Source organism: Phyllobacterium ifriqiyense (genome assembly GCF_030817885.1).
In the GTDB taxonomy this organism is placed as follows: Bacteria; Pseudomonadota; Alphaproteobacteria; order Rhizobiales; family Rhizobiaceae; genus Phyllobacterium; species Phyllobacterium ifriqiyense.
The window spans coordinates 345,079-370,967 of record NZ_JAUSZT010000002.1; the positions used below are offsets into that span (position 1 = coordinate 345,079).

The 25,889-nt window shown below is 53.4% G+C and carries 26 protein-coding genes; 15 read left to right on the forward strand and 11 right to left on the reverse strand.

Annotated elements, in window-relative coordinates:
* Window positions 1-4: 4 nt before the first annotated feature.
* Complete coding sequence (locus tag QFZ34_RS03220; protein WP_307276877.1) at window positions 5-802, reverse strand: MerR family transcriptional regulator; 798 nt, start codon at window positions 800-802, stop codon at window positions 5-7.
* Window positions 803-978: 176 nt separating this feature from the next.
* Here QFZ34_RS03220 and QFZ34_RS03225 point away from each other — a divergent pair, with 176 nt between their 5' ends.
* From QFZ34_RS03225 to QFZ34_RS03235, 3 genes are read left to right on the forward strand one after another with little or no spacing between them, the layout of a single operon-like run.
* Window positions 979-1,314 carry an ArsR/SmtB family transcription factor gene (locus QFZ34_RS03225; protein ID WP_307278875.1) on the forward strand — a complete coding sequence of 112 codons (336 nt, stop codon included), beginning with the start codon at window positions 979-981 and terminating at the stop codon, window positions 1,312-1,314.
* A complete protein-coding gene (locus QFZ34_RS03230; protein WP_307276880.1) occupies window positions 1,314-1,724 on the forward strand; it encodes an SRPBCC family protein in 411 nt (136 codons plus the stop codon). Before QFZ34_RS03225 ends, QFZ34_RS03230 begins: the two co-directional genes overlap by 1 nt.
* Window positions 1,725-1,778: 54 nt before the next feature.
* Window positions 1,779-2,012 carry a hypothetical protein gene (locus QFZ34_RS03235; protein ID WP_307276883.1) on the forward strand — a complete coding sequence of 78 codons (234 nt, stop codon included), beginning with the start codon at window positions 1,779-1,781 and terminating at the stop codon, window positions 2,010-2,012.
* 148 nt (window positions 2,013-2,160) lie between these two features.
* On the opposite strand, the gene QFZ34_RS03240 is transcribed toward QFZ34_RS03235, so the two are convergent.
* Genes QFZ34_RS03240 through QFZ34_RS03250 form a run of 3 tightly spaced genes read right to left on the reverse strand, consistent with a single transcriptional unit; the run spans window position 2,161 to window position 5,726 of the window.
* Window positions 2,161-2,982, reverse strand: coding sequence for an alpha/beta hydrolase (locus QFZ34_RS03240; protein WP_307276886.1), 822 nt, complete (start codon window positions 2,980-2,982; stop codon window positions 2,161-2,163).
* 15 nt (window positions 2,983-2,997) lie between these two features.
* On the reverse strand, window positions 2,998-4,485 hold the full coding sequence (locus tag QFZ34_RS03245; RefSeq protein WP_307276887.1) for an NAD-dependent succinate-semialdehyde dehydrogenase: 1,488 nt from the start codon (window positions 4,483-4,485) through the stop codon (window positions 2,998-3,000).
* Window positions 4,486-4,502: 17 nt separating this feature from the next.
* A complete protein-coding gene (locus QFZ34_RS03250; RefSeq protein WP_307276890.1) occupies window positions 4,503-5,726 on the reverse strand; it encodes an iron-containing alcohol dehydrogenase in 1,224 nt (407 codons plus the stop codon).
* A 111-nt stretch (window positions 5,727-5,837) separates the two neighbouring features.
* On the opposite strand from QFZ34_RS03250, the gene QFZ34_RS03255 reads away from it, so the two are divergent.
* From QFZ34_RS03255 to QFZ34_RS03290, 8 genes are all read left to right on the forward strand, one after another.
* On the forward strand, window positions 5,838-6,539 hold the full coding sequence (locus QFZ34_RS03255) for a GntR family transcriptional regulator (RefSeq protein WP_307276893.1): 702 nt from the start codon (window positions 5,838-5,840) through the stop codon (window positions 6,537-6,539).
* Between the two features lie 93 nt (window positions 6,540-6,632).
* On the forward strand, window positions 6,633-8,114 hold the full coding sequence (locus tag QFZ34_RS03260) for a sugar ABC transporter ATP-binding protein (protein WP_307278878.1): 1,482 nt from the start codon (window positions 6,633-6,635) through the stop codon (window positions 8,112-8,114).
* A 1-nt stretch (window position 8,115) separates the two neighbouring features.
* On the forward strand, window positions 8,116-9,108 hold the full coding sequence (locus tag QFZ34_RS03265) for an ABC transporter permease (protein ID WP_307276896.1): 993 nt from the start codon (window positions 8,116-8,118) through the stop codon (window positions 9,106-9,108).
* A 55-nt stretch (window positions 9,109-9,163) separates the two neighbouring features.
* Window positions 9,164-10,114, forward strand: coding sequence for a substrate-binding domain-containing protein (locus QFZ34_RS03270; RefSeq protein ID WP_307276901.1), 951 nt, complete (start codon window positions 9,164-9,166; stop codon window positions 10,112-10,114).
* Between the two features lie 61 nt (window positions 10,115-10,175).
* Window positions 10,176-10,790 carry a DJ-1/PfpI family protein gene (locus QFZ34_RS03275; protein ID WP_115054859.1) on the forward strand — a complete coding sequence of 205 codons (615 nt, stop codon included), beginning with the start codon at window positions 10,176-10,178 and terminating at the stop codon, window positions 10,788-10,790.
* A 278-nt stretch (window positions 10,791-11,068) separates the two neighbouring features.
* Window positions 11,069-11,680, forward strand: a complete 612-nt coding sequence (locus QFZ34_RS03280) for a glutathione S-transferase family protein (protein WP_115054861.1) — start codon at window positions 11,069-11,071, stop codon at window positions 11,678-11,680.
* Window positions 11,681-11,697: 17 nt separating this feature from the next.
* Window positions 11,698-13,782, forward strand: a complete 2,085-nt coding sequence (locus tag QFZ34_RS03285) for a 2Fe-2S iron-sulfur cluster-binding protein (protein WP_307276909.1) — start codon at window positions 11,698-11,700, stop codon at window positions 13,780-13,782.
* Window positions 13,783-13,906: 124 nt separating this feature from the next.
* On the forward strand, window positions 13,907-14,797 hold the full coding sequence (locus QFZ34_RS03290; RefSeq protein WP_307278881.1) for a LysR family transcriptional regulator: 891 nt from the start codon (window positions 13,907-13,909) through the stop codon (window positions 14,795-14,797).
* A gap of 84 nt (window positions 14,798-14,881) precedes the next feature.
* Here the strand turns inward: QFZ34_RS03290 and QFZ34_RS03295 are convergent, their stop codons facing one another.
* The 3 genes from QFZ34_RS03295 to QFZ34_RS03305 are packed head-to-tail and all read right to left on the reverse strand — an operon-like array spanning window position 14,882 to window position 17,837.
* Complete coding sequence (locus QFZ34_RS03295; protein WP_307276912.1) at window positions 14,882-15,637, reverse strand: ABC transporter ATP-binding protein; 756 nt, start codon at window positions 15,635-15,637, stop codon at window positions 14,882-14,884.
* Window positions 15,631-16,698: a FecCD family ABC transporter permease gene (locus QFZ34_RS03300; protein ID WP_307276916.1), complete on the reverse strand. Its 1,068-nt coding sequence runs from the start codon at window positions 16,696-16,698 to the stop codon at window positions 15,631-15,633. Before QFZ34_RS03300 ends, QFZ34_RS03295 begins: the two co-directional genes overlap by 7 nt.
* Before the next feature lie 5 nt (window positions 16,699-16,703).
* Complete coding sequence (locus QFZ34_RS03305) at window positions 16,704-17,837, reverse strand: ABC transporter substrate-binding protein (protein ID WP_307276919.1); 1,134 nt, start codon at window positions 17,835-17,837, stop codon at window positions 16,704-16,706.
* Window positions 17,838-17,946: 109 nt separating this feature from the next.
* On the opposite strand from QFZ34_RS03305, the gene QFZ34_RS03310 reads away from it, so the two are divergent.
* Window positions 17,947-18,768 (forward strand): class I SAM-dependent methyltransferase, encoded by an 822-nt coding sequence (locus QFZ34_RS03310; RefSeq protein ID WP_307276922.1) that lies wholly within the window; start codon window positions 17,947-17,949, stop codon window positions 18,766-18,768.
* 46 nt (window positions 18,769-18,814) lie between these two features.
* Here QFZ34_RS03310 and QFZ34_RS03315 read toward each other — a convergent pair whose 3' ends face one another.
* The 4 genes from QFZ34_RS03315 to QFZ34_RS03330 all read right to left on the reverse strand — a co-directional run bounded on the left by QFZ34_RS03315 (window position 18,815) and on the right by QFZ34_RS03330 (window position 21,483).
* Window positions 18,815-19,504 (reverse strand): hypothetical protein, encoded by a 690-nt coding sequence (locus QFZ34_RS03315; RefSeq protein WP_307276925.1) that lies wholly within the window; start codon window positions 19,502-19,504, stop codon window positions 18,815-18,817.
* A gap of 36 nt (window positions 19,505-19,540) precedes the next feature.
* Window positions 19,541-19,882, reverse strand: a complete 342-nt coding sequence (locus tag QFZ34_RS03320; RefSeq protein ID WP_307276927.1) for a hypothetical protein — start codon at window positions 19,880-19,882, stop codon at window positions 19,541-19,543.
* Window positions 19,883-19,898: 16 nt separating this feature from the next.
* The gene (locus QFZ34_RS03325) at window positions 19,899-20,198 is read right to left on the reverse strand and encodes a hypothetical protein (protein ID WP_307276929.1); all 300 of its coding nucleotides are present in this window, start codon (window positions 20,196-20,198) and stop codon (window positions 19,899-19,901) included.
* 148 nt (window positions 20,199-20,346) lie between these two features.
* Window positions 20,347-21,483, reverse strand: coding sequence for a helix-turn-helix domain-containing protein (locus tag QFZ34_RS03330; protein WP_307276932.1), 1,137 nt, complete (start codon window positions 21,481-21,483; stop codon window positions 20,347-20,349).
* A 555-nt stretch (window positions 21,484-22,038) separates the two neighbouring features.
* Here QFZ34_RS03330 and QFZ34_RS03335 point away from each other — a divergent pair.
* From QFZ34_RS03335 to QFZ34_RS03345, 3 genes are read left to right on the forward strand one after another with little or no spacing between them, the layout of a single operon-like run.
* Window positions 22,039-23,052 carry a UDP-glucuronic acid decarboxylase family protein gene (locus QFZ34_RS03335; protein WP_370878675.1) on the forward strand — a complete coding sequence of 338 codons (1,014 nt, stop codon included), beginning with the start codon at window positions 22,039-22,041 and terminating at the stop codon, window positions 23,050-23,052.
* Complete coding sequence (gene galE, locus QFZ34_RS03340; protein ID WP_307278887.1) at window positions 23,052-24,038, forward strand: UDP-glucose 4-epimerase GalE; 987 nt, start codon at window positions 23,052-23,054, stop codon at window positions 24,036-24,038. Before QFZ34_RS03335 ends, galE begins: the two co-directional genes overlap by 1 nt.
* Window positions 24,035-25,882 carry a glycosyltransferase gene (locus QFZ34_RS03345; RefSeq protein WP_307276935.1) on the forward strand — a complete coding sequence of 616 codons (1,848 nt, stop codon included), beginning with the start codon at window positions 24,035-24,037 and terminating at the stop codon, window positions 25,880-25,882. Before galE ends, QFZ34_RS03345 begins: the two co-directional genes overlap by 4 nt.
* Window positions 25,883-25,889 lie beyond the last annotated feature (7 nt).

Genomic DNA, 25,889 nt, shown 5'->3' on the forward strand with positions numbered 1-25,889 from the left:
TTCTTCAGGGATTGACTGGATAGACGATGTCGAAAGGCGCGTTGTCGCTACCGGGATAGATTTCATAAGGACTGTCGATGATGGTAAGGCCTTGCCGGTCGATCCAGGTTTCAATTGCGTCGTAGACGGACAGCACCAAGGGGAAATTCTGTTGGTCTGCGGGTACCGGCGTGAAGACCTCACGCCGAGCAGGCAGCAGACGGATTATCAAGTCGCTGGTTGGCTCAACGGGGCCATCGCAGGTTATCGCAACCTCGACAGGACCATCAGCGTCACGTGTGGTGAGGTTGTGATGATGCACACTCATCCTGCCATTATGGGCAAGACCTGAAGCGGCAAGATGTTTGCGAATATCCGCTTCGGCTTCCGCCATAAAGCCATTAAGGCCGGTCACTGTCACCGCTCGCTGACGGCTGACGATTTTGGTGGCATCAACCTTGCGCAACGCAATCGACAGAGCAGGATGTGTGAGGTCGGCTTGGAAGGCCATTGCCTCAACAAATTCGGTATGGACGGCGAGACGGGCATTTTGCGCCTCCAGCCACGTGCGCAATTCGATTGCACGCGCTTCTGCTGGCAGTTCCAGCAAGACAGCGATGCGGGCCATCGACAGTCCAAGCTGTCGCAATCTGGCAATCAGCCGGGCACGAGGTGCCTGTTGCGCCGAATAATACCGATAGCCGGTCTGTGGGTCGACATAGGCCGGGACAAGCAGCCCTTGCTCAGCATAGAGCCGCAGTGCCTTGGCAGAAAGACGGGTGGCCGCGAGGAAACGACCGGCAAGCAGATGAGAATGAGTCATGTCACCTGTCTAAGGCCTGCCCTAAGGGCGAGGTCAAGTGGCATTGGGTTACGCATTTCATAATGTCACTTGAAGGAAGCGTTCAGTTTATCATGACGGAGACGCTTGCGTAGGGTGTTTCGGAGAAGCTCGCTTGACTAACGCATAGCTCAATGGTTATACGTTTAATCATAACCATGGAGATATATGTTTTGCTGCCGAGCCACACCATATTGTTCAAAACGCTCGCCGATCCGACCAGGCGGGCTCTCTTCGAGCGCATGTGCCGAGAAGGAGAGCAGACGGTTGGGGCGCTGACGGCCCAGGCCGGAATATCGCAACCCGCGGTCTCAAAGCACCTTGCAGTATTGAAGCGGGCAGGGCTGGTGCGCGATCGGCAGGAAGGTCGCCAGACGCACTATAGTGCTCAACTCTTTGCTCTGGCACCGCTGATAGACTGGACAAGCCAAATGACCGGCTTCTGGCAAGACCGATTTGATGACCTCGAAAACCTGCTCAAAAGGATGGACTAATGACCGAAGCCTCAACGCAAACACGCTCCGTAGTTGTCGAGCGTGAAATCTCTTATCCAGCGGAAAAGATCTGGCGCGCTCTGACGCAACCATACCTCATAGAGGAATGGCTCATGAAAAATGACTTCAAGCCTGTTGTCGATCACCGGTTCAGTCTTAACGCAGATTGGGGCTCGGTTAACTGCCAGGTAACGGCAATCGAGCAGGACAGGAGGCTGTCATATACATGGGCAGCGTATGGTCTTGAGAGTGTCGTCACATGGACACTCATTCCGACGAGCACGGGGACGAGGCTGCGCATGGAACAGTCGGGATTCCGACCGGATCAGGAGCAGGCCTACCATGGTGCCAGGGATGGATGGCCGAAATTTTTCGATGCCCTTGAAAAGGTCTTGGCATCGATAGAGTGAAGCCGACCGGCGCAAATAATCGGATGTCATCAGGCGCAACATAAGGGGATTCCATTGAATATAAATGTTTGGATTCGGCTGGCACACCGATGGCTGTCTATCGTCTTTACGATAACCATCATTGCTAATTTCGCTCTCTTGGGGATGAATGACAGTGATCGTCCCATGTGGGTAGTCTACTCTCCTTTGATCCCACTTTTCTTGATGCTGTTCAGTGGCCTGTACATGTTTGCACTGCCTTATGCTGCAAGGTGGCGCAGTCGGCGACGTGTCAGCGCCGGAGAGTGAGCCGGCCTGCGATGTTCGAGTAACTGTTTCCCGTAATAAATTTCAGGATTTACTCGTCACGTCTTCAAGGGATGATTGCACCCGGACCTACGCCGGTGCGATTATTCTTGAGCGGGCAGTCGCCACCACAGGCATTCGTGAGTTTCTTTTACCGATGTCTTAAAATAAGGTCCTTCAGGAGGGTCGCTGAGGGACGATCTTCACGTCCGAGATCGCGAACACTGCTCATATGATCAGCTTGAGCGATGTTTCTGGTTGTCACTTTCTGCCCCCCGGCAGCCAAGAGAGTGGCGAAGTCCGCCGCTTGCTGGTGGAACGGAGGCGTTTCGTTGGCTCCGACGGCGATAAGCACTTCGCAGCCTTTGTCATAGTGATGTGAAATGGGCGAGAATGCCTCGACTTCTGCATCGGTGATGCCAATTTCGGAAGCGAGAAAAGATTTTTGCAAAGGCTTCAGATCGTAGATCCCGCCCAGCAAAAGCCCTGCAGCAATATTCGAAGTGCCGTCCGGTTTGTGAAACAGGAATGTTGCAAGGTGGCCGCCAGCAGAATGCCCACTCACAGTAATCCGAGACGGATCACCACCATAATCGGCGATGTGTTGGATCACCCATTGCTTCGCGCGTCGCACCTGATCCACGAGCACGGCCATCCTGGAGCCGGGCATAAGCGCATAATCGATAATAATGGCGATCGCTCCGGCGCTAGTCACTGTCTCGGCAATATAGGAGTAATCCCGTTTGGAGAACATCCGCCAGTAGCCTCCATGAATGAATATGTGCACCGGACGGCGTTCGCGTGCGCCATCGGGGAGGAAGATGTCCAGCGTTTCATTGGTGCCAGTCCCATATGGGACGTCCAATTTGGCGTTGAGCCTATCGCGGGTTCTGGCACTGGCTGCAATAATGTCCTCCACGATAATATCGAAATCTGCGACATGAGCGCGGATGCGGAAGGGATCATTTTCCAAGATCAGTCTCCCGGTTCAGAAGCTTGTTGCGATATACTTGGCTTCCATAAACTCGGCAATGCCATGATGTTGGCCGCCTTCGCGCCCGAGTCCGCTCTGCTTGACTCCGCCGAAGGGAGCGGCGGGGTCGGAAACCAGCCCCCGGTTTAACGCGATCATTCCAGCTTCTATGCCGGAAGAAACACGAAGCCCGCGGGCGAGGTCGCGCGTATAGACATAGGCGGCCAGTCCATACTCCGTGTTGTTGGCCCAGCTGACTGCCTCTTCTTCCGTTTCAAAACGGTAAAGCGGCGCGACGGGGCCGAAGATTTCTTCGCGCGCCATCTCGCAAGTGTCTGGAACATCAACCAAAACCGTTGGCGGGTAGAAGAAACCGGACCCAGCGGACATTTCGCCACCGCATAGAGCGCGGGCACCCTTGATTATCGAATCTTGGACCAATCGATCGATCTTTTCAACAGCTTTTCGCGTTATCATCGGGCCGCATTCCGTCTGTTCATCAACGCCTCGCCCAACCTTCAGAGCCGCCATCCGCCGCGTAAGGCCTTCGGCAAATGAATCATATATTCCAGACTGTACATAGAAGCGGTTGGCAGCGGTGCATGCTTCTCCCGCGTTACGCATCTTGGCGATCATGGCTCCGTCGAGTGCGGCTTCAAGATCGGCATCATCAAATACCACAAATGGGGCATTGCCGCCGAGTTCCATGGAGGAGGAAATAACGTGCTTGGCTGCTTCGCCTAACAGAAGTCGACCGACTCCGGTCGAACCCGTAAATGAGAGCTTTCTCACGCGCGGGTCTGCCAGTATTGCAGCGGTGATGGGGCCAGGATTACTTGTTGTCAGAACGTTGACGACGCCTGATGGTAAGCCGGCTTCTTCATAGATGGAGGCCAGGGCGTAGGCGGTCAGTGGCGTTTCACTTGCTGGTTTCAAGATCACCGTACAACCTGCGGCCAAGGCAGGTGCGATTTTGCGAGTAGCCATAGCTGCCGGAAAGTTCCAAGGTGTTATTAGCAGGCAAATCCCTATGGGCTGATAGTCAACAATGATCCGATTGGTGCCTGATGGCGCTATCCCAAATTCTCCTGAGATGCGTACGGCCTCTTCCGCGTTCCAACGGAAGAATTCCGCAGCGTAGGCGACTTCACCGCGAGCATCGCGCAATGCCTTGCCGTTCTCCATCGATATGAGTGTGGCCAGCATCTCTGAACGTTCAATCATCAACTCAAAGCAACGTCGTAAGATTTCGGATCGCTTACGAGGGGGAGTTGCACGCCATGCGGGGCCTGCCGCGGCGGCAGCATCGATGCATGCGCGCGCATCCTCTACCGTCGCGTCGGCCACAGCCGCAATTCGTTTGCCTGTTGACGGATCGATGACATCAATCTGTTGGTTGCTGTAAGCCGGCCACCAGCTTCCGTTAATATACAGACCACGAGTGGTGGCGCCGATATCGGGTCCATTGACGTCAGGCGTCAGCGTTTTCTGTGCAACGGTCATGTGTTGTTCCTCGGTGATTAAATGGCAGAAGCGGCGAAGTCGCCGTCATAGGCTGCTCTTACAAGACGTTTCATCGCGTCCAGATCGAAGGTTCGGGGATTGTTTTTGATCAATCTGTCGATACCGAACGCCTGCTCGGCAGTCCAATCGAGCTTGTCTAAAGGCAGACCAAGGTCAGCCAGCGTGGGTGTTATGCCGATCGATGCGAAAAGCCTGCGGATTTCTTCGATTGCAATTTTTGCATTCTCTTCAATATCCGAGCCACTGGCGAGGCCGAGAGCTGTGGTGATCTCGGCCATTTCAGCGGCGCAGACACGTTTGTTATAATTCATGACGTAAGGCATCATGGTTGCCACCCCGAGGCCGTGAGCCGTGTGCGTGACTGCTCCGGCGGGATACTGGATTGCATGGGCTGCGGCAGTTCCTGCTGTGCCGAACGCGCAGCCAGCTGCCAGTGCACCCATCATCACATCAGCTCTCGCATCTTCGTCCGACCCATCCTTGCAGGCCTTCTCCAAACTGCGGCCCAGCAGCTTAATTGCCAGCAATGCAAAATGATCGGTCAGTGCGCTTTTGCCGATGAAGACGTGGTTCTGCGCCAATGTGTGATCGGTGCCGCGGCGAACTGCTGTAAAAGCCTCAATGGCATGGGTGAGGGCGTCCGCACCGGCAACTGCTGTCAAACCGGGCGGGCAGGTCATTGTTAGTTCCGGATCGCAAATGGCCGCTGTTGCAACCAGATGGGGACTGGATATTCCAACCTTAAGGGTCCGCCCAGAGTCGGAGATGACTGCAACCGGCGTTACTTCAGATCCCGTTCCAGCCGTCGTTGGAACGGCAATGACTGGAAGAACAGGGCCGGGAACCTTGCACTCGCCATAATAATCCTCCAGTTCCCCGCCATGGCTAAGCAGGAGAGCCGCGCACTTTGCCATGTCCAGACAGCTTCCGCCGCCAATGCCGATTACCATGTCCGGACCAAACTCCCGCGCATCATCGACGCAAAGCGACACCGTCTCACTTGGCACATCCGGCTGAACCGCGTCGTAGATCAAGACCTCTATAGAGGCTGCGTTTAGCGCCTCGTGGATTTGCGCAAATATCGCCGTCGCTGCGAACCGCTCATCGGTGCAGATCAACGCTCGCTTTCCGAGTCTTGCGGCAACCATCGGTAAAGCATGACGCTGTCCTTTGCCAAAGAGAATTTCACGTGGGAGCCGAAGTGCAGCAAAAAGGGTCATCGTCCATTTCCTTGGAAGCGTTTACAGAATGGGGATATAAAATCGTATAGGATATGGGATTGCATATACGAAACCATTATGCTAGTGAGGGTCTATGTCAAGAGGCAACTTATGCAGAAGAAAAATTCGATGATCATAACCGAAGCGCCTGATCAAAGTGGTTTCATCCAAAGAAGCAATAGCTTGGCGGGAAGCGTTTATGACGCCATTTTTGCACAGTTAATGTCACTGAAAATCGCGCCGGGAGCCCGCATAACCGTCGATAATTTGGTGCGTGAGTTGAACGTTTCGCAGACGCCGATCAGGGAAGCGCTCGGCAGGCTCGAAGGAGAGGGGCTCGTGGTGAAGACCCACTTGATCGGCTATAGCGCTGCACCGCAGATCACCCGCCGCAGATTTGACGAACTGTACGAACTGCGCCTGCTGCTTGAGCCGGATGGTGCGGCGAAATCTGCCGCCGTGATGGATGAGACGAAGCTTGCAGCACTTCAGGAAGCGGCGGGTGTCATGGGGCGCGGAGACGGCACGGACGAGCGCATCCGTTACTCGACATTCGCCCGTCAGGACGCGGTATTTCATGACAAGATCATGGAGTTTGCAGGGAACGAGCTTATCCGCGAGACACTTAATCACCAGCACTCACATTTTCATATTTTCCGTCTGATGTTCCACTCCCGCGTAACCGAAGAAGCTTTGGATGAGCACGAAGCGTTGCTCGCAGCCTTTGCAGCAGGTGACGTTTCTGCTGCAAAACAGGCAATGCGTATGCACCTCCAGCATTCGCGTGATCGTCTGCTCCCGGCATTCGACTGAGGCCGGCCAATGTTCGCTGCTTCAAGACTTCAACAGGAGAGCGATGAGGCAGCCGGTGGCGACACTTGTGGACCGGTTCTGCAAGCCAAAGGGATGTCAAAAGATTATGGTCCAGTCACGGTCTTGTCCGATGTCTGGCTGGATGTGCTACCCGGCAGAATTCATGCCATCATCGGAGAAAATGGCGCAGGAAAATCAACCTTTATGCGATTGCTTGCAGGATATGCGGAGCCAACTGCAGGAACGCTCTCTATAGCCGGTTACGACGTCAGGTTCTCAAGGCCCGAACATGCACAGCAGGCAGGAATTGTTCTCGTTCACCAGGAAATCCTGCTTGCAGAAGGACTAACGGTTGCCGAGAATCTGTTCCTCGGACGTGAGCTTATGTGGAATGGAATGGTCGACGATCAATCCATGCGCCGTATAGCTGCCGAAAAACTTTTGGAATTGGGATGCCGGGTATCGCCCAATGCGCTGGTTCGTGACATCGCGCTTGCCGATCGGCAGCTTGTTCAGATCGCGCGTGCACTTCTTGATGACTATAAACTTGTTATATTTGACGAACCTACTGCGGTTTTGACCGGAGATGAGGTAGAGCGACTCCTGGGAATTATCCTGAAGATAAAAGAGCAGGGTGCCGCAGTTCTATATATTAGCCATCGTCTCGATGAAGTGCAGCGGATCGCTGATCAGGTAAGCGTGTTGCGGGACGGCAAGATGGTTGGAACCTATCCTGCTCAAGGTCTGACGCAAATGGACATGGCCCGCCTTATGGTCGGGCGTGATCTGGCGGCGCTTTATCCAGTCAAACGCCTCAAAGCTTCCAACGTGCCGTCACTGGAAGTCCGGGGTCTGGTCGTGTCGGGCTACGCCAAGGACATTTTCTTCACTGCACACAAGGGAGAAATCCTGGGTTTTGCAGGCATGATCGGTGCTGGGCGGACGGAAGTATTTGAAGGCATCATGGGTTTGCGACCGGCACATGGATCTGTCGTGCTGAATGGCCGTATCATCGATATCCGTCATTGGCGCGCTGCCATGGATGGAGGTATTGGATACCTTACCGAAGACCGCAAAGGTAAGGGACTTTTGCTCAACGAAAAGCTCGCGCCAAATCTGACACTTTCCGCACTCACACGCTTTCATTCAGGCCTGATGATGCGCAAAGCTCGTGAGCAAGCCGCCCTCGTTAAAGCCGTGGAAAATTACGATATCCGGCTCAAGAGCTTTGGCGTCAAGGCGGGGCAACTTTCCGGAGGCAATCAGCAGAAATTGCTGCTTGCAAAAGTGCTCCTCACCGATCCGTCAATCATTGTTATCGATGAGCCCACGCGGGGCATCGATATTGCAAACAAGGCGCAGATTTATGCATTCATCCAGCGCCTGGCGGAAGAGGGCAAAACTTGCATCGTCATTTCTTCCGAAATGCAGGAACTAATTGGCATCTGTGATCGGATTCTCGTGATGCGGGAGGGACGCATTACCGGCGAGGTGACAGGCGAGAAGATGACGGAACATGAAATTGCGCTGCTGGCAACCAGTGATGTGACGACAGCGGCGAGCAGGGAGGAATGACATGAGTGTTATTACAGGCTCAGCAGCACTTCGGCAGGAGCGGGACTGGAATATCGGCTGGACCGATTTTGGGCCATTTTTGGCACTCCTGGCACTCCTGGTGGTCGGCTTCCTCGTCAACCCCGACTTTCTTTCCGCTACGAACCTGGGGAATGTCATCACGCGTAGTGCTTTCATTGCCATTATAGCGGTCGGCGCAACATTTGTAATTTCCTCAGGGGGACTGGACCTTTCCGTGGGTGCGATGGCGGCGTTCATCACGGGCATCACTATAATGTTCATGAACAGCATGGCACCAGAGTGGGGTGTTTGGGCAATTCCCGCCGGGATGGCCGTAGCCGTGGTCGTGGGAACCGGCTGTGGTCTGATGAACGGTCTGATCGTTACGGTAGGGAGAATCGAGCCATTCATCGCCACGCTCGGCACAATGGGAATCTTCAGGGCATTGATTACTTACATGTCCGACGGCGGGACGATCCCGATTGATCGGAGCCTGCGTGAGGCCTACCGCCCTGTTTACTTCGGTACGGTAGGGGGGATACCACTGCCAATCCTGATCTCAATTGCGGTGGCCGCTGTGGCGTCCTTCATTCTCTACAAGATGAAGTATGGGCGCAAGTGCGCTGCGGTTGGGGCAAATGAAGACGTCGCGCGCTACTCTGGTATCTCAATAGTCAAAACACGCACGATCGCCTACGCAATGCAAGGCGCATGCGTAGCAATTGCAGCGATATGCTACGTCCCGCGCCTTGGCGCTGCAACGCCAACAACGGGTGTCCTGTGGGAACTTCAGGTTATCACTGCCGTCGTCATCGGTGGAACGGCCCTGCGCGGTGGTAAAGGCCACGTATGGGGCACGGTCGCAGGTGCTGTAATCCTCGAACTCATAGCTAATTTGATGGTGCTGTCGGATTTCGTCTCTGAATATCTGGTGGCAGGCGTTCAAGGCGTAATCATTATCATCGCTATGCTCATTCAAAGGTTCTCAAAATAATCCGCGTCGGGACCACGCGGATCATTAATTTCAGGTCCAATTCTGGGAGGAATGTATGTTTAAGAGTAGATGGATTGCCCCTGTAGCCATAGGCGTCATTTTGATCGCAAGTCAGGCGCTGGCTGCCGATAAGAAAGTGATCGCAGTCTCAATACCGGCGGCTGACCACGGCTGGACTGCCGGTGTTGTCTACCATGCCCAAGCTGCCGCAAAGGAAGTTAACACCGCATTTCCGGACGTGGAAGTCGTTGTCAAAACGTCGCCCTCGGCCGCGGCTCAGGTTAGTGCCCTGGAGGATCTGTCCGCCGGTCGAAAGCTCGATGCGCTTGTAATCCTGCCGTATTCTTCGGAAGAACTGACCACACCGGTCAAGGCGGTCAAAGATGCCGGAACGTTTATTACCGTCGTTGATCGGGGTTTGAGCGATGCCTCTATACAGGATCTATATCTTGCCGGTGACAATATCGCGGTTGGTCGAAACACGGCAAAGTACTTGATTGAAAAACTAGGGGGCAAGGGCAACCTCGTTGTTCTTCGCGGAATTCCAACAGTTATTGATGACGAACGGATTCAGGGCTTCAATGACGCCATTAAAGAAACAGAGCTGAAAGTTCTGGATATTCAGTATGCAAACTGGAATAGCGATGAAGCGTTCAAGCTGATGCAGGACTACCTCGCCAAATATCCTCAAATTGACGCAGTCTGGGCAAACGATGACGACATGCTGCTCGGCGTGCTTGAGGCGGTGAAGGAATCCGGGCGCAAGGACATCAAACTTGCACTCGGCGGGAATGGCATGAAGGATATTGTAAAGAAGGTTATGGATGGTGACGCGATGACTCCGGTCGAAACACCATACCCGCCCGCAATGATCAAGACCGCAATTTATATGACAATAGCCAATCTCGTTGGTCAGGCGCCCGTTCGCGGGACCGTCAAGCTCGATGCACCACTGATCACACAAGAGAATGCAAAGGAATACTACTTCCCCGATTCTCCGTTTTAACCAACAACGATGAACCGGGCGGCATGTGCCGTCCCAATGCATGAGATAAGAGGAGCAAGACATGGCAGGCAAGAAAATACTTATGCTGACAGGCGAGTTTACCGAGGAATACGAAATATTCGTTTATCAGCAGGCGATGGAAGCGGTCGGGCATACGGTTCACGTCATATGTCCAGACAAGAAGGCAGGCGACCTCATCAAAACGTCGCTGCACGATTTCGAGGGCGACCAGACTTACACCGAAAAGCTTGGACATTTCTTTACGATCAACAAGACGTTTTCAGAGGCCGAAACGCAGCTTGACCAATACCACGCAGTATACGCCGCTGGCGGTCGCGGCCCCGAATACATCCGTACAGATAAGCGCGTCCAAGCTATTGTCCGGCACTTTCACGAGAAACAAAAACCGATCTTCACAATCTGTCACGGCGTTCAAATACTTATCGCCGTGGATGGCGTTGTACGTGGCAAGAAGGTTGCAGCACTTGGAGCATGCGAACCTGAAGTCACTTTAGCGGGCGGCACCTACATCGATCTTTCGCCCACAGAAGCCTATGTCGATGGTACAATGGTATCCGCTAAAGGATGGACTGCGCTTGCGGCCTTTATCAGAGAATGTCTTAAAGTGCTTGGCACGGAGATCAGGCACAGCAACGACGTGGCTAAGGCTGCCTAGGTCAAAAAATCCCAAATGGCCGCTTAACGAGCGGCCATTTTATTAAAACTACGCAACGGCGGGCAGGAATTCCGGCGCTGTGTTATCGCTAATTGCCATGTTGGCTGACGCTTGCATCGAGCACAGTCATCGCGGCTTGCAACCGGATCTCGCCGATTGCTACCATTTTGTGGAACACTGCCTTTCCTCAAAACGGTCTTCTCCAGATTGAACAGCTCGTGCATTTTTCCCGTTGAAGGCGGTCGGTATGGAATCGCTTTACAAACGGAGACATCGTCATGAAGCTTTATTTCCATCCCCTTTCCGGCCATGCGCACCGGGCCCGACTTTTTCTATCTCTCTTGGGCCAATCCTTTGAGTTGATTGAGGTTGACCTGGCAAAAGGCGAACATAAAAAGCCGGAATTTCTAGAGCTCAACAGCTTCGGACAGGTCCCTGTCCTTGTAGACGGTGAAACGGTCATTTCGGACTCTAACGCAATTCTTGTCTATGTCGCCAGGAAGCTTGGCAAAACCGACTGGTTTCCAGAAGATGCGGTTGGCGGTGCCAGAGTTCAGCGCTGGCTCTCTGTTGCAGCTGGGCAACTTGCCTTCGGTCCTGCGGCGGCCCGACTGATCACAGTATTCGGAGCAAAGTTCAATGCTGAAGAAGTCATCGGACGCGCGCACGCACTCTACAAGGTTCTCGAAGGGGAACTAACTGTCAGGAAATGGTTGGCTGCCGATCATATTACGGTCGCGGACGTTGCTATCTACAGCTACACTGCCCGTGCGCCTGAAGGAAATGTTGACCTTTCTGCATACCCAAACTTGCGCGCTTGGCTACAGCGTATTGAAGCACTTCCCGGTTTTGTTGATTTTGCCAAAACGCCCGTCGGTTTTGCCGCCTGAGGGAAAAGGAGAGAGCCATGTCGGTCAACGGCCAAGTTGTATATGAGCTGGCGGTATCGCCATGGCACGAAGGCGAAAAGAAACTCCAGAACGCTGTCGGTGTTTTGGATAAAATGGAAGATATTGGGCGGCGATTCATCCGGGACCGCCTGATCGAACAGCACCGGAATTTTTATCCACAACTGCCTTTTGTGGTTGTCGGTGCCGTAGACGGCAATGGTGATCCATGGGCTACGTTTTTGGCGGGTAAGCCCGGGTTCATGAGCGCCACAAATGAGCACAGTCTTAAAATTGCTGCCCTCCGCGATCCCGGTGATCCGGCCGTTTTCGGGATGAATGAAGGCGATTCCATTGGTATTCTGGGCATAGAGCTTCATACGCGACGCCGAAACCGGCTGAACGGTATCGTCGCTAATTGCACTGACGCGCAAATCGATCTTCAAGTTGTGCATAGTTTCGGGAATTGCCCCCGGTATATCCAATATCGGGATTATGAGTTCGTTCGTGATCCAGCCGTTGAATTCCACACCACGCCGGAAGTGCTCGGCGGGCTTGATGAGGAAGCCAGAGATCTGATCTTGAAGGCGGATACGTTTTTTGTTGCCTCTTATGCACAGGTCGAAGGCAATCGCCAGGTCGATGTATCGCATCGGGGCGGAAAACCTGGTTTCGTTCGTATCGGACCAGATGGTCTTCTCACGATTCCCGATTTTAACGGCAATCTGTTCTTTAACACGCTGGGCAATATTGCCTTGAATGGTCGCGCCGGACTGGTGTTTGCAAGCTTTGATACAGGGGAAGTTTTGCAGATGAGTGGGCGAGCCGAGATCATTCTCGATTCTCCCGAAATTGCCGCCTTTCAGGGCGCTGAGCGATTATGGAATTTTCGCCCCGAACGCATTGTGAGAAGACGCGAGGCGCTGCCACTGCGCTGGGCAACCCGACGGAATGGTGAAAGCCCCTTTTCAACGATGACAGGTGATTGGCACCAAGCAGCCAATCGCCAGAGGGCCACCGAACTTGCGAAGGCCTGGCGGCCTTTTAGAGTAGATCGGATCGTCGATGAAAGTTCGGTTATAAAGTCCATTTATCTTTCGCCGAACGACGGGGCAGGGTTGATTCCTCACGCCGCGGGCCAGCATCTTCCTGTACGCATTTCCATCGACAAAGAAAGCGCCCCTCTTATCAGGACATATACGCTCTCGGTTGCACCATCAGACGGAGTGTACCGGATCAGTGTGAAAAAGGATGGCCGGATATCCGGGGTTCTGCATCAATTGAAAGTTGGATCCATCATAGAGGTTCGCACACCTGCGGGCGGCTTTACCATTGATCCACTGGAGCCACGACCAGTTGTGTTGTTGGCAGCTGGTATTGGCATCACGCCAATGTTGGCAATGCTTCGGCACCTTGTTTATGAGGGTCGGAGAAAACAAAGAATGCGCAAAACCTGGATGATTTATTCCGCTCGCACAAAGGCCGAGCAAGGGTTTGGCGCCGAGCTTGCGGATTTGGTGTTCGAAGCCAATGGAGCAGTTCGTCTCGTAAAGGTCCTTTCAGCGACCGAAGATGCGACGCACGGCGTCGACTTCGACGAAGCGGGACGCATCAATATAGAGCTGATTAAAAAAGTTTTGCCCTTCGACGATTTCGATTTCTATCTGTGCGGGCCGTCCGCTTTCATGCAGGACACCTACTCTGCTTTGCGATCCTTGAATGTGCCTGACAAACGCATTTTTGCCGAGAGCTTCGGTCCCGGATCAATCTCCAGACAAGCTGATGCAGATAGGCTAGACGGAAATGAAAGTCTGGCTCTCTCGACGGTCGCCGTACCGGTCATTTTTACTGAATCTGCCAAGGAGACCCGATGGCTCCCTGAAAGCGGAACGCTGCTGGAACTTGCCGAAGCACGGGGTCTGACTCCCGAATTTAGCTGCCGGAGCGGAACTTGTGGAACATGTGTCACAAAACTGGTCAAAGGAAGCGTGGCATACAAAAAGCCTCCGGAAGCTGCGATAGGCGATGGCGAGGTCCTGATATGCAGTGCCTATCCGGCATCTGTCGGAAATGAAGGCGCTGGTGGATTACAGATCGCGCTTTAAGAGTCCTCGGTGGCCCATACGGGTGGCATTTTCATTATTTCAGTGATGTGCTGCCTCGCACACTTGTACCCAACCGTTAGTTCTTGCACGATCCTTCGTGATTACTCGAAGGACGAGGTAGATGGTGGACCGTTGGCAGGCAATGCGAATATTTGTAAAAGTGGCAGAGACCGAAAGTTTTGCTGAATCAGCACGTCAATTGCACATGAGTCCACCGGCCGTAACGCGTGCAGTGGCTGCTCTAGAAGATATAATTGGTGCAAGGCTCTTTGTTCGCACCACACGTTCAGTAAAGCTGACAGAGCCGGGAAATCGCTATCTGGAAGATTGCCGCCGAATTTTGTCTGACATAGTCGAGGCAGAGGCCGCAGCTGCGGGTTCCTATGCGAAACCGTCGGGGACACTCGCTGTTACCGCATCAATGCTGTTCGGTCAGATGTATGTCCTTCCAATAATGCACGAGTATCTCGGCAGCTATCCGGCGGTCAACGGCCGCATTCTTTTTGTCGATCGTCCGGTCAACATCGTTGAAGAGGGGATCGACGTTGCGGTTCGCATTGGCCATCTTCCAGACTCAGGCTTTTCGGCAACCAAAGTCGGTTTGGTGCGGCGGGTCGTTTGTGGAGCTCCAGCGTATTTCAGGGAGCGTGGTATTCCGTCGACGCCTGCCGACCTCAAGGATCATCGCATTATTGCTTCGACAGGCGCCTGGGCATCACCAGAATGGCGCTTCGCCAATGATCAACGGGTAACCATACAGACATGGTTACAATCCAACACAAACGAAGCGGCCATCACGACCGCAGCGGCCGGTTTCGGCCTTACGCGCGTGCTCCATTATCAGATTGGCCCAGCGCTATTGGAAGAAAAATTGCAAATCGTGCTTACCGAGTATGAGGAAGCGCCGCTGCCCATTCACGTTCTTCATCCCGAGGGGCGCCAGGCTCCAGCAAAGGTAAGAGCCTTCGTGGAGTTGGCAGTAACGCGACTTCGTGAAAACAGACTGCTGAATTAAGTTTCTGCCGCTCTCGCATCAGTAGCATTGCGAGGAGCGATCAGTAATTTGGAATTCGTCACGGACGGGCGAATTATCCGAGGGTCACATCACGGCCCCATCGACAATAACCATGGGCCTTCCCTTCGAACAGTTCTCAATGCGCGCCTCGACGCGATAGATGTCACGAAGAAGTACTTCCGATATCACGTCATGAGTCGGCCCGCTTGCGATCATCGAGCCATCAGCAATCACGATTGTATGGTCGCAATAGCGCAGAGCATGATTGAGATCGTGTAACGCGATCATGACTGTGAGACCCGATTGCGCAGCAAGGTTCTTCATGAAACCAAGAACTTCGACCTGTCTGAAAAGGTCAAGCGCTGAAGTGGGCTCATCCATCAGCAACACCTCGGGTTTGCGGATCAAGGCCTGTGCAATTGAAACAAGCTGACGCTGCCCACCTGATAGTTCGCCAAGACCCTTGAAGCCGAGCGCTTCGATCTTGAGCGCCGCTAGGATATGGTCGATCTCGCGAAGTTCCCTGTCGTGGACTTTCCAGCCGGAACCCTGCTTGGCGGCCAGTAATATGGACTCATAGACAGTCAAAACCGCATTAGCTCCGGTATCCTGAGGCATGTAGCAGATCGTTTCCGAACCTTTTTCTGTATCAGACAAGTGAACCAGACCTGCTCCGGAGATAAGACCGGCAATGCGTTTGAATAGCGTTGACTTGCCCGCGGCATTCGGCCCGATAACAGCGGTCATACTGCCGGCCTTCAAAACATCGGTGGTGACATCGGCAAGTACTTTATGCTTGCCATATTGCGCACCCAGCTGTTCCAGCGCAATGCTTACCATGACTTCTTCCGATGTGTGAAAATGAGCACGAAGAAAAACGGCACGCCGACCAAAGCCGTCATGACCCCGATCGGCAGCATGGCGCCAGGTATCAATGTCTTGCTTACAACTGACGTTGCCGACAAGAGAAGTGCCCCGCAGAGGGCGGAAGCGGGAAGAAAGAAGCGTTGATCTTCACCGACCAACATACGTGCAATATGAGGTCCCACCAGGCCAATAAAACCGATGGTACCGACGAACGAAACGGGAATGGCTGCCAGAAGGCTGACTGCCATCATGGTTTCCAGACGCAAGCGACGCACATTGATGCCAAGGCTTGCTGCCTTGTCTTCTCCCAGACGCAATGCCGTCAGCGCCCAGGCACGTCTTGCAAAGAGGGGCATGACGACGATCACGATGGCAGCGGTTATGGCGACTTTGGGCCAAGTTGCTTTGGTCAGGCTACCCATCGTCCAGAACACCACAGCCGCCAATGCTTGTTCTGAGGCAAGATATTCGAGCAGTGATAGAAGCGCGTTGAATGTGAATACCAACGCGATCCCGAGCAGCACAATTGTTTCCACGGCAACGCCGCGCATTGTAGAGGCAAAATGGATAAACAAAGCTGCGAGCATAGCCATCAAGAAAGCGTTGATCGGCACCATGAATTGCGTCGCCAGCGGCAACACGGCGACCCCTACGACTAGTGCGAGCGCCGCACCAAAGCCAGCAGCGGCCGAAATGCCTAAGGTGAAGGGGCTGGCAAGTGGATTGGCAAGGATTGTCTGCATTTGTGCGCCAGCCACGGACAGCGAGGCACCCACCGTCAGCGCCATGAGCGCAATCGGCATGCGTATATCCCATATAACCACGCGAAGCTGATCGGTAGCGGCGAGGGGACTAAAAATGGTCGCCAATACCTCCGAAAGCGAATAATTCGCAGGCCCAAGAGCCATATCAACGGAAACGCTCAGAAACAGGCCTGCGACCAACAGAGCAATGAGCACTGTGCGGCGCAGAACCAATATTCGATATGCTGCCTGCCCTGTATGCGCGGGGTTCTCGGCGATAATAGCAGCCATCCGATCTATTGCCCGTCTTTGAGCGAAACGAAATAACCGGACTTATAGTCAAGCGGCAAAAAGCGCGCGTGCAGCTCCTTGAATGTCTCCGTCGGGTCAAGGTCTGCGAAAAGGTCTGGATGCAGCCATTTCGCAATTTCCTGAATCGCGACGAACTGATAGGGATTATTGTAGAATTGATGCCAGATGGCGTGAACATTGCCGTCTTTGACAGCCTTGACACCCGTGAATGCAGGGCGTTTTGTCAGGGCATCAAGCTTGCGCCGTGCTTCCTTTTCGTCGGCACCGTAGCCCACACCGACCCAGTTACCGCCAGGTACATACCCTTCCCAATTGCCGCCAGTAATAATGATCTGAGCGGGATTGGATGCGATAATCTGTTCAGGGTGGACGTTTCCGAACGTGCCCGGAATAATATCCTTAGCCATGTTGATGCCGCCAGCCGTTTCGACCATCTTGCCAAAGTTTTCATTGCCGAACGACATGCAACAATCATCCGAATAGCCGCCAGCGCGCTCTATGAACACCAAGGGTTTCGGGGCATTGGCCCTTGCCAGCACATCCGTGACCTTTGCGATGTTCTCGGCACGGAATTTGACGAACTCTTCGGCCTTGTCTTGTTTCCCGAAAAGCTTGCCGATAATACGGATGCTTGCTTCGGTATTTTCCATCGGCTTTTCGCGGAAATCGATATAGACGATCGGAATTCCCACCTTGCCAAGCTTTTCAATATAACCAGCCTCTTCAGTCGCGGTTTTGGCGTCAACGTTCATAATGATGACGTCAGGCTTCAAGGAGACAGCCTGCTCGACGTCAAATGTCCCGTCTTTCATGCCGCCGAAAGTCGGAATCTTGGCAATTGAAGGATCTTTTTCCAGGTAGGCCGCATAACTCTCGGGATCGGCTTTGGGTAAATCGTCGCGCCAGCCTACGACACGCTTGAATGGATTGTCACGATCCAGGATTGCCGTGAAATATACCTGTCGGCCTTCACCTAAAATCACGTGCTCGACAGGAACATTGACCTCCACATTACGACCGGTAATGTCTTTAATCGATATTTTGTCTGCGAGCGCCGCGCTCGACACAATCATAGACCAACCCATGGCGGCAAAAGCCACCTTGCCAAACAAACGCATCGCCCGTACTCCATGAAAACTCAGGCGTTCTATTATTTTATGACTTCGCAAGTCAACATATAAGATACGCCATTCGCAACATTAGCACTTGATGCAGTACGGGACACAGATGGCAAACGGCCTTGTCGATGGAACAAATTATAATCTTCGGGACGAGATCAAAGCGTATTGGTCGGAGCGTGCATCAACCTTCGATCTGTCACCCGGTCACGAGATATTCTCGGAAAAAGAACGGACCGCATGGCATGATCTGATTTCCCGGCATCTGGGGCGCGGGGAAGGTCGAGCGGCTCTGGATCTTGCATGTGGAACTGCAGTCGTATCCCATCTGCTTGATGACCTTGGCTTCGCGGTAACCGGAATGGATTGGGCCGAGCCGATGCTCAAACGTGCCCGTTCAAAAGCTGCGAGCAGGGGACGGGACATAACATTCAGACTGGGCGATGCAGAAAATACCATGGAGCCGGACAGCCATTACGATGTCATTACAAATCGTCATCTGGTTTGGACATTGGTTGATCCGCCAGCTGCATTTGCAGAATGGTACCGAATTCTCAAACCGGGTGGTCAGCTCCTGATCGTTGATGGGGATTTCGTAAACCTCAGCCTCAAGGAACAGATCGTGGCGAAGCTCTCCACATTCTTCCAGCGGCTGGGCTTTGCTTCTGCGGAAACTGCGAAAATGTCACCCCAGCTTGTTGAAATCCACCAGAACATTCTTGCGCAGGTTCATTTCTCAAGGGGTGCACGGGCTGGCGCAGTTGCCGACCTATTGGTTAAAGCCGGCTTTGAATCGGTTCGGATCGACAGCAATCTGCGCCGGATATTTCGCGCGCAGGCCAAGCATCTTGGCTTCTGGAAAGGCGTGGCGCGTATCACGCAACATCGCTACGCCATCGTTGCAACCAAGGGTGGCACCAGTTTGCGATAGAAACAGTCCGGTTTCACCACAGCGATCATGGCTTGTATTCCAGTTTTCACGCGGGCTTGGGTTGCCCCGGAATGGATGTATTGGTGACGGAGATTGGATCGCTCCCGGGAAAACTTTGCTCCAGTCCCTCATCCAGCTGTTCATTCAGCGTATCGGCATCCTCTGCCCGCCCAGCGGTGCGTCTGCCTTCTGTCGCGGGCTCGGCGGTCTCTCCGAATGCCGCAATTTGTACCAGCATCGCCTTGGCCCTTGCGATGAGTGCATCGCCATCATCGCCCTGCGTGTTCTTGACTGTAACAACGACAGATTCCCTGCCTTCGCCAATGAATTCTATCCGTGCAAGTCCTTCTGTTGTATCTGGTGTTACCAACGTATTGAGAATTTGCATCTCGCTCTCCTCGGTGTCGTTATTACTCGAACCCATTTCAATCAATCCTTCCAGAGGAACGGGAACCAATTCACCATCTGGATGATAGTCTTTCAGGAGAGGATCGGCGGGCGGAACTGGACCTGCTGGCTGTTCGGATCCTCCAGTATGCAATGGTGCTGCTGCCAAGAGGCGTGAGTACTGCACCAGCAACCGTCTCGCTCGCGCGATTATCTCGCCATGGCCCAGATCGCCGGGGTATTCCAAACTCACCTCGAGGTGATTTGCGTCGTCGCTGAAAAATTGCACTGTCCTTCGGCTACGAAGCTCCGCGCTTTGCTTGACGATAGTTTCCACAATCTTTGCCATGTATATTCCACCGTTGTTTCGCTCACGACGATCCGATTATCGTGATAAGTATCTGCCCATCAGAAAAGCCGCCCCTGCGGCATAAGCCATGTATGGCAGGGGATTGGCCCGAACACGGCTCCTGAGTTCTTCCTGCGCCAATGAAGGTGAATCCACCAGAATATCTCTGGCGCCGGACGATAGAAGCATCACCGATTCCTTTAAGCGCTCTACCTCATGTTTCAGAGCTGCCAGGCGAAATCCAAGTTCAGTATCTGTGCCGGTACGATCAGTGAAAGTTTCATCGACTTTGCCAAGCACTTCGTCCGTGAGAGGCGTTTCTGAACGGGTGGTAATTTCGACGAGATTGGGTGTTGATACTGTTGGGTCGTTTTGCATCGCTTCCTCTGGGAAATTAGATTTGATCGTTGTAGGGCTTCTTGTTTTCACCCACTGCTTTGGCGATAGCGCTGAAAGACAGATCGTCACCGCGTTGATTTGCTTCTTGAAGAAACCGGATTGGGAAAGTGACTGCATCGCGCTGGGGAGGCGTGAGGCTCTCAAAAAAACGCTCGTCGCCGGAGGCTGCAGCTTCTGCAGCCTGCAGAGCGGTGTCAATTTCACCGTCTGAAAGTACGCCCTTGGCGATAAGCAGCTTATTCAGGGAAGCTATAGCAAGGCATATGCCTTGTATCTGAAGATTGCCGGTGTCCATCCTACGCTCCAAAAATATTCGCTAGAATATAGAAGTGGTGAACGCGAGCATGGTTCCATTATGGGCGGTGAGGAATAATTGGATCTGCAATCTCCAGCAATTGCAGATGTATAAGGTTGCTGTCGTGCTGCAGGTCAGCCGGTCCCGTTCATGACAGCCCGAGTGTTCGCAACAGGCTTTCGAATGTGATCTCTGGCTGCTTGTCCGGTTGCCAAATTGGGCGCGTGGGGTCCATTGACGCTCGCTTGTGTATATTGCTGGGGCTATAGCCAAATTGCTGCGTAAAGGCGCGACTGAAGTTCGCAGCTGAATCAAAGCCGATTGCCAAACCAACTTCGGCGATTTTTCTTGTATCTGTGGGATCCGCCAACATGGCATGTGCTGCAGACAGGCGTCGCCGCCGAATATAGTTCGCAACGCCGCCGGACATTTCGAAAAGTTCGTAAAGCCGTGTTCTCGAGATCGCCAGTTCTCGTCCAAGAGCATCCGGCGTCAATTCAGGCGACGCAAGATTGTTCAAAATGAAGCGTCTGGCTCGCGTTATTAATCCAATTTGCGAAATCTGATCGCTGGCGCCACCATGGTCTACCAAAGGAGTGATTGCATCAAACACCATCTCTTGGAGGCGCTCCTTGACACCCGGGAGGTCGTCATAAGTGAAACGATCGAGATTGGCTTCGACACTCGACATATGATCAATCAAGAGTCTGGCTCGATGTCCACCCAAAACGATGTTGTTCCTCGCCGTCGTCAGGCCTCCTCGAACGGCAAATACGTCGACCGGAATGATCAGACTGAGCGAATCCGTTGCCAACGCTCGCCCGCTGAACGGAAAGCCGAGTGACCGGATTTCAATCGTTCCCGGCTCATTTTGTGCAACACGTCCGTTAATGCCAGTCCAGGTGCGTCCGGAGCGAAGGAGTGTGATCTGCCAATGGTCTATTGGACTGAACCGTACGGTATCCGGCGAGCGTTCATAACTGAAAGCTGGTACAGTTTGCTGCAGGAACAACATGCCGCCCAAATTCCACACAATTTGTCGTGCGACAAACCCGTCCGCCGGATCAACATCATCCGGCAGACGCGTATCGGCCAGCGGGGCCATATATTCCTGCCAGGCAGGAAATTGCTCGCGTGCCGGCAATTTTTCCGTCTCAAAACGCAATGGAAGCAAGGCAGGCGTTTTCACATCATCTTCACCGACTGGATCTTCCGTCACGCGTGGCCAACGACGTCGCTCCATCGACATCGGTTTTGGTTGGGAATTATCATCATTGTCAGACATTACCTGCCTCCCAGCCGAGACGCGAAGTTCGCACGCCACCTATCACTACGATGGTAGATATTGCGTCGGTGTCTCAGCTCGTCTGCCAAATCTGCAGGGTGCGTCATCTTGAAAGATCGCTTCACACATCATCCCTATCATGCAGACAGTAAACAAACTCAAAAACACCAAGTGAAAAGATCAGGAAATCTAGTTGTCGCATGTTCCGCTGACATTTTACTTTGAGTTGCTCATCGATTTAAGTTGCCGCTTTAGGAATTTTACGTCGAAAACTTTCTTTTCATACAGAACATGTGAATTCCCTCCGCACCAAGTCAATCAATTGCCCCTTGATGCCCGCCAGATCCTGAACCCCGAATGAACAAGCATTCCCGCGAGTTTGGGCGCCTTTTCCATGCGCACGCATCGCCACATCCGTTAGCCATCCAATTCATGCTTAAGACCTGCAGCACATGCAAATATGGACGTTTTGAATAGTTTCCGGATTCCTCGATATCGATACGCAGTAACCCGCACGATATGAAAAGCTATCTGCCACAAATGTTGGAGAGATCTGTGGGTATCGTGTTCAATTCATCAAACTTTCCCTCTGAGCGTGCCACAAAGGCGCGGGTTCTCGTTGCGGGCGGCGCTGGGTTCCTGGGGTCCCATCTTTGTGAGCGTTTGCTGCGGGAAGGCCGGACAGTCGTCTGTGTGGATAATTTTTCCACGGGCCGGATGGAAAACATCCGCCATCTGCTGCGCTTTGACACGTTCAGTTATGTACGCCATGACGTCATTGATCCGATCGATCTTCCTGTCGATGAAATATACAATCTCGCTTGCCCGGCGTCACCGCCGCACTATCAGGCAGATCCAATCCATACGATGAAGACCAATGTGATTGGTTCACTCAATCTTCTCCAACTTGCTGCTCGTTATCAGGCCCGGATTTTTCAGGCTTCCACTTCAGAAGTGTATGGCGACCCGCATGTGCACCCACAGCCAGAGAGCTATTGGGGCAATGTCAATTCTTTCGGTCCACGCTCCTGTTATGATGAAGGCAAGCGTTGTGCCGAAACCCTTTTTTATGACTTCCATAAACAGCATGGCGTCGACATCCGTATCGTGCGCATTTTCAATACCTATGGACCACGCATGCGTCCGGACGACGGGCGAGTCGTATCAAATTTCATCACACAGGCGCTTCAGGGCAAGGATATTACCATCTATGGCGACGGGTCTCAGACCCGTTCCTTCTGCTACGTTGACGATCTCATCGATGGCTTTAGCCGATTGATGTATAACCCTCGCGCCATTCACACGCCCGTTAACATCGGCAATCCCGGTGAATTTACCGTGCGTGAACTGGCCGAGCAGATCGTCGAGATGACAGGTTCGTCATCCAGTGTCGTTTATTATCCTCTTCCCACGGATGACCCCCGCCAGCGCCGTCCTGATATTACGTTGGCAGAGCGGGAACTCGGCTGGGCGCCGAAAATCGCGCTGACGGAGGGCCTGAAATCGACAATAACCTATTTCGAGCGCCAACTGGTCAGGCCCAATGGGGAACTTGCAGAGGTCGCATGATGAACGCAAAGAACGTCATCGTCGTTGGCGGAGCAGGCTTTATTGGCAGTCACACCTCCAAGCTGCTGTCGAGGCAGGGGTACAACCCTGTCGTTTATGACAATCTCTCGACAGGGCATCTCGCATCCGTGCGATGGGGACCGTTTGTTGAAGGTGACATTCTCGACACGCAGCAGCTTACCGACGTTATCGAACATCACGATCCGATCGCCGTAATTCATTTCGCCGCCTCTGCCTATGTCGGTGAATCCGTCCAGCACCCGGCTAAATATTATCGCAATAATGTTAGCGGGACGCAGTCGCTTCTGGATGCTTGCCGTCTTGCCGGCGCGCGCAATGTCATCTTTTCGTCGAGCTGTGCAACCTATGGTGTTCCAGATCGATTGCCCATTCGTGAAGCCGAGGCGCAACACCCCATTAATCCCTATGGACGCACCAAACTGATTGTGGAGCAAATGCTCGCCGATTATTCGGCTGCCTATGACCTACAATATGTGGCGCTGCGTTATTTCAATGCCTCCGGGGCGGACATCGATGGCGAAATCGGCGAAAAACATGATCCGGAAACGCATCTCATTCCGCGGGCCATGATGGCTGCAGCGGGCAGTATCGACTTTTTGGAAGTCTTTGGCAGTGATTATGACACGCCTGACGGCACCTGCATTCGGGATTACATCCATGTTGCCGATCTGGCGCGCGCGCATGTGCTGGCAGTGGAACATCTCGTCAATGGCGGCGGCAATCTCGCTATCAATCTTGGCACCGGGCACGGAACGTCAATCAAGGATATTCTCGATGCAATCAAGCGTCTGACGGGACGTAGCGTACCGGTTGAAATGCGTGCTCGTCGTGCTGGCGATCCTCCGGCTCTTTATGCTGACCCAGCGCTTGCAGCAGAAAAGCTTGGTTTTCAGACGTTTTACTCCGATCTTGATACGATCATCCGCACCGCAGCGCCCTTCTTCGGCTTGAAGGTGCTGGCATGAAAGCACATCGGACAATATTTGAGGCTGCCCCAGACGAGCCTTTGATGGTTCCTGTTTTTACCGGCTGGCGGCGGGTGGAATATTTGTTCGGGTCACTGTTGTGGGCTGCGGCGCTTTTTTATTTTTGGTACTGGTGGTTTGATCCTGCCAATCATGTAAATCTTGCAGGCTCAATTCTGGTTACAGCCATTCTGGCCTGGGTAACATTACTGCCTGCTTACTTCATCGTTCTGTTTTTTCGGGCGCGTCGTCCTAATGGACCGTTGAAGCTTCCGGCGCTAAGCCGCATCGCTATGGTGGTAACAAAGGCGCCGTCGGAACCCTTCGACGTTGTGGCCGAGACTTTGCGCGCCATGCTGGCTCAAGATGTTCCACATGACACATGGCTTGCAGACGAGGACCCATCTCCAGCAACTCTCGCTTGGTGCGAGAAACATGGTGTTTTCGTTTCCACGCGCAAGGGACGCGAGGACTACCATCGCCAAACTTGGCCGCGGCGCACGCGTTGCAAAGAAGGCAATCTTGCTTTCTTTTACGACCATTACGGGTATGATTTTTACGATTTCGTAGTGCAACTCGATGCGGACCACGTACCCGAGGCTGACTATCTGTTTCAAATGCTGCGCCCTTTTGCCGATGAGGATGTAGGCTATGTTTCAGCACCCAGCATTTGCGATCGCAATGCGCATGAGAGCTGGTCCGCGCGGGGTCGACTCTATGCTGAAGCCAGCATGCACGGATCATTGCAGGCTGGTTATAATAATGGTTTGGCTCCGCTTTGCATTGGTTCGCACTATGCGGTCCGCACGGCGGCGCTTAAAGAAATTGGCGGTCTTGGACCGGAATTGGCAGAGGATCACTCGACCACACTGATGATGAATGCCCATGGCTGGCGCGGCGTGCATGCGCTTGACGCCATCGCACATGGCGACGGGCCGCGCACTTTTGCTGATCTCATCACGCAGGAGTTTCAGTGGTCGCGAAGTCTCATGATGATACTGCTCCAGTACTCGCCAAATCTGGTTGGCAAGTTACCGCCGCGATTGAAGTTCCAGTTTTTGTTCTCGCAGTTCTGGTATCCTCTTTTTTCCGTTTTCATGGCCTTGATGTTTGTTTTGCCGATCATTGCGCTGATGGTAGGGGACAGCTTCGTTGCAGTCACCTATCCTGCCTTCCTGGACCATTTTCTGCCTCAGGCAATCATGCTGATTGTGCTGGCTTATCGCTGGCGTGCTTCTGGGACGTTCCGCTCACATGATGCAAAAATACTGAGCCTGGAAATGACCCTGTTCTTGTTTGCGCGCTGGCCATGGGCGCTGGCTGGAACGCTGGCGGCACTTCGGGATTGGTCAACGGGTTCATTCGTGGATTTCCGCGTCACGCCAAAGGGAGCCTCCGAGGTCGATCCATTGCCGTTCCGTATTCTGGCTCCTTACGGTTTCCTGGCAGTTCTCTCCATCCTGCCGGTAATACTCATCCCAGATGCCAGTGACAGCAGCCGTGGCTTTTATGTGTTCGCCATAATCAACGCCGTGATCTATGCGTCGCTCCTGTTTGTTATCGTTCTGCAGCATGCGCGAGAGAACACCGTTCGTTACCGCACGCGAGTTTATCGCCCGGCCGTTGCGGCAAGCCTCCTTGCTCTTCTGGCTCTGCCAAGCTTTGCAACCATTGAACGGGGCCGCGATGGCGTTGAGGCGCTCGCATGGGGAACCCAAAGCTTCTCTCTGTTTGATGACCGCTTTGCCGTTGCCGGCGCGGGTATCGGCGGACGGGACGTCCACAAGACCATATTCAATCCGCGTTGGCGCACCAACGACCGCAACAGCTTGAAACAACAGTAAGGGCATT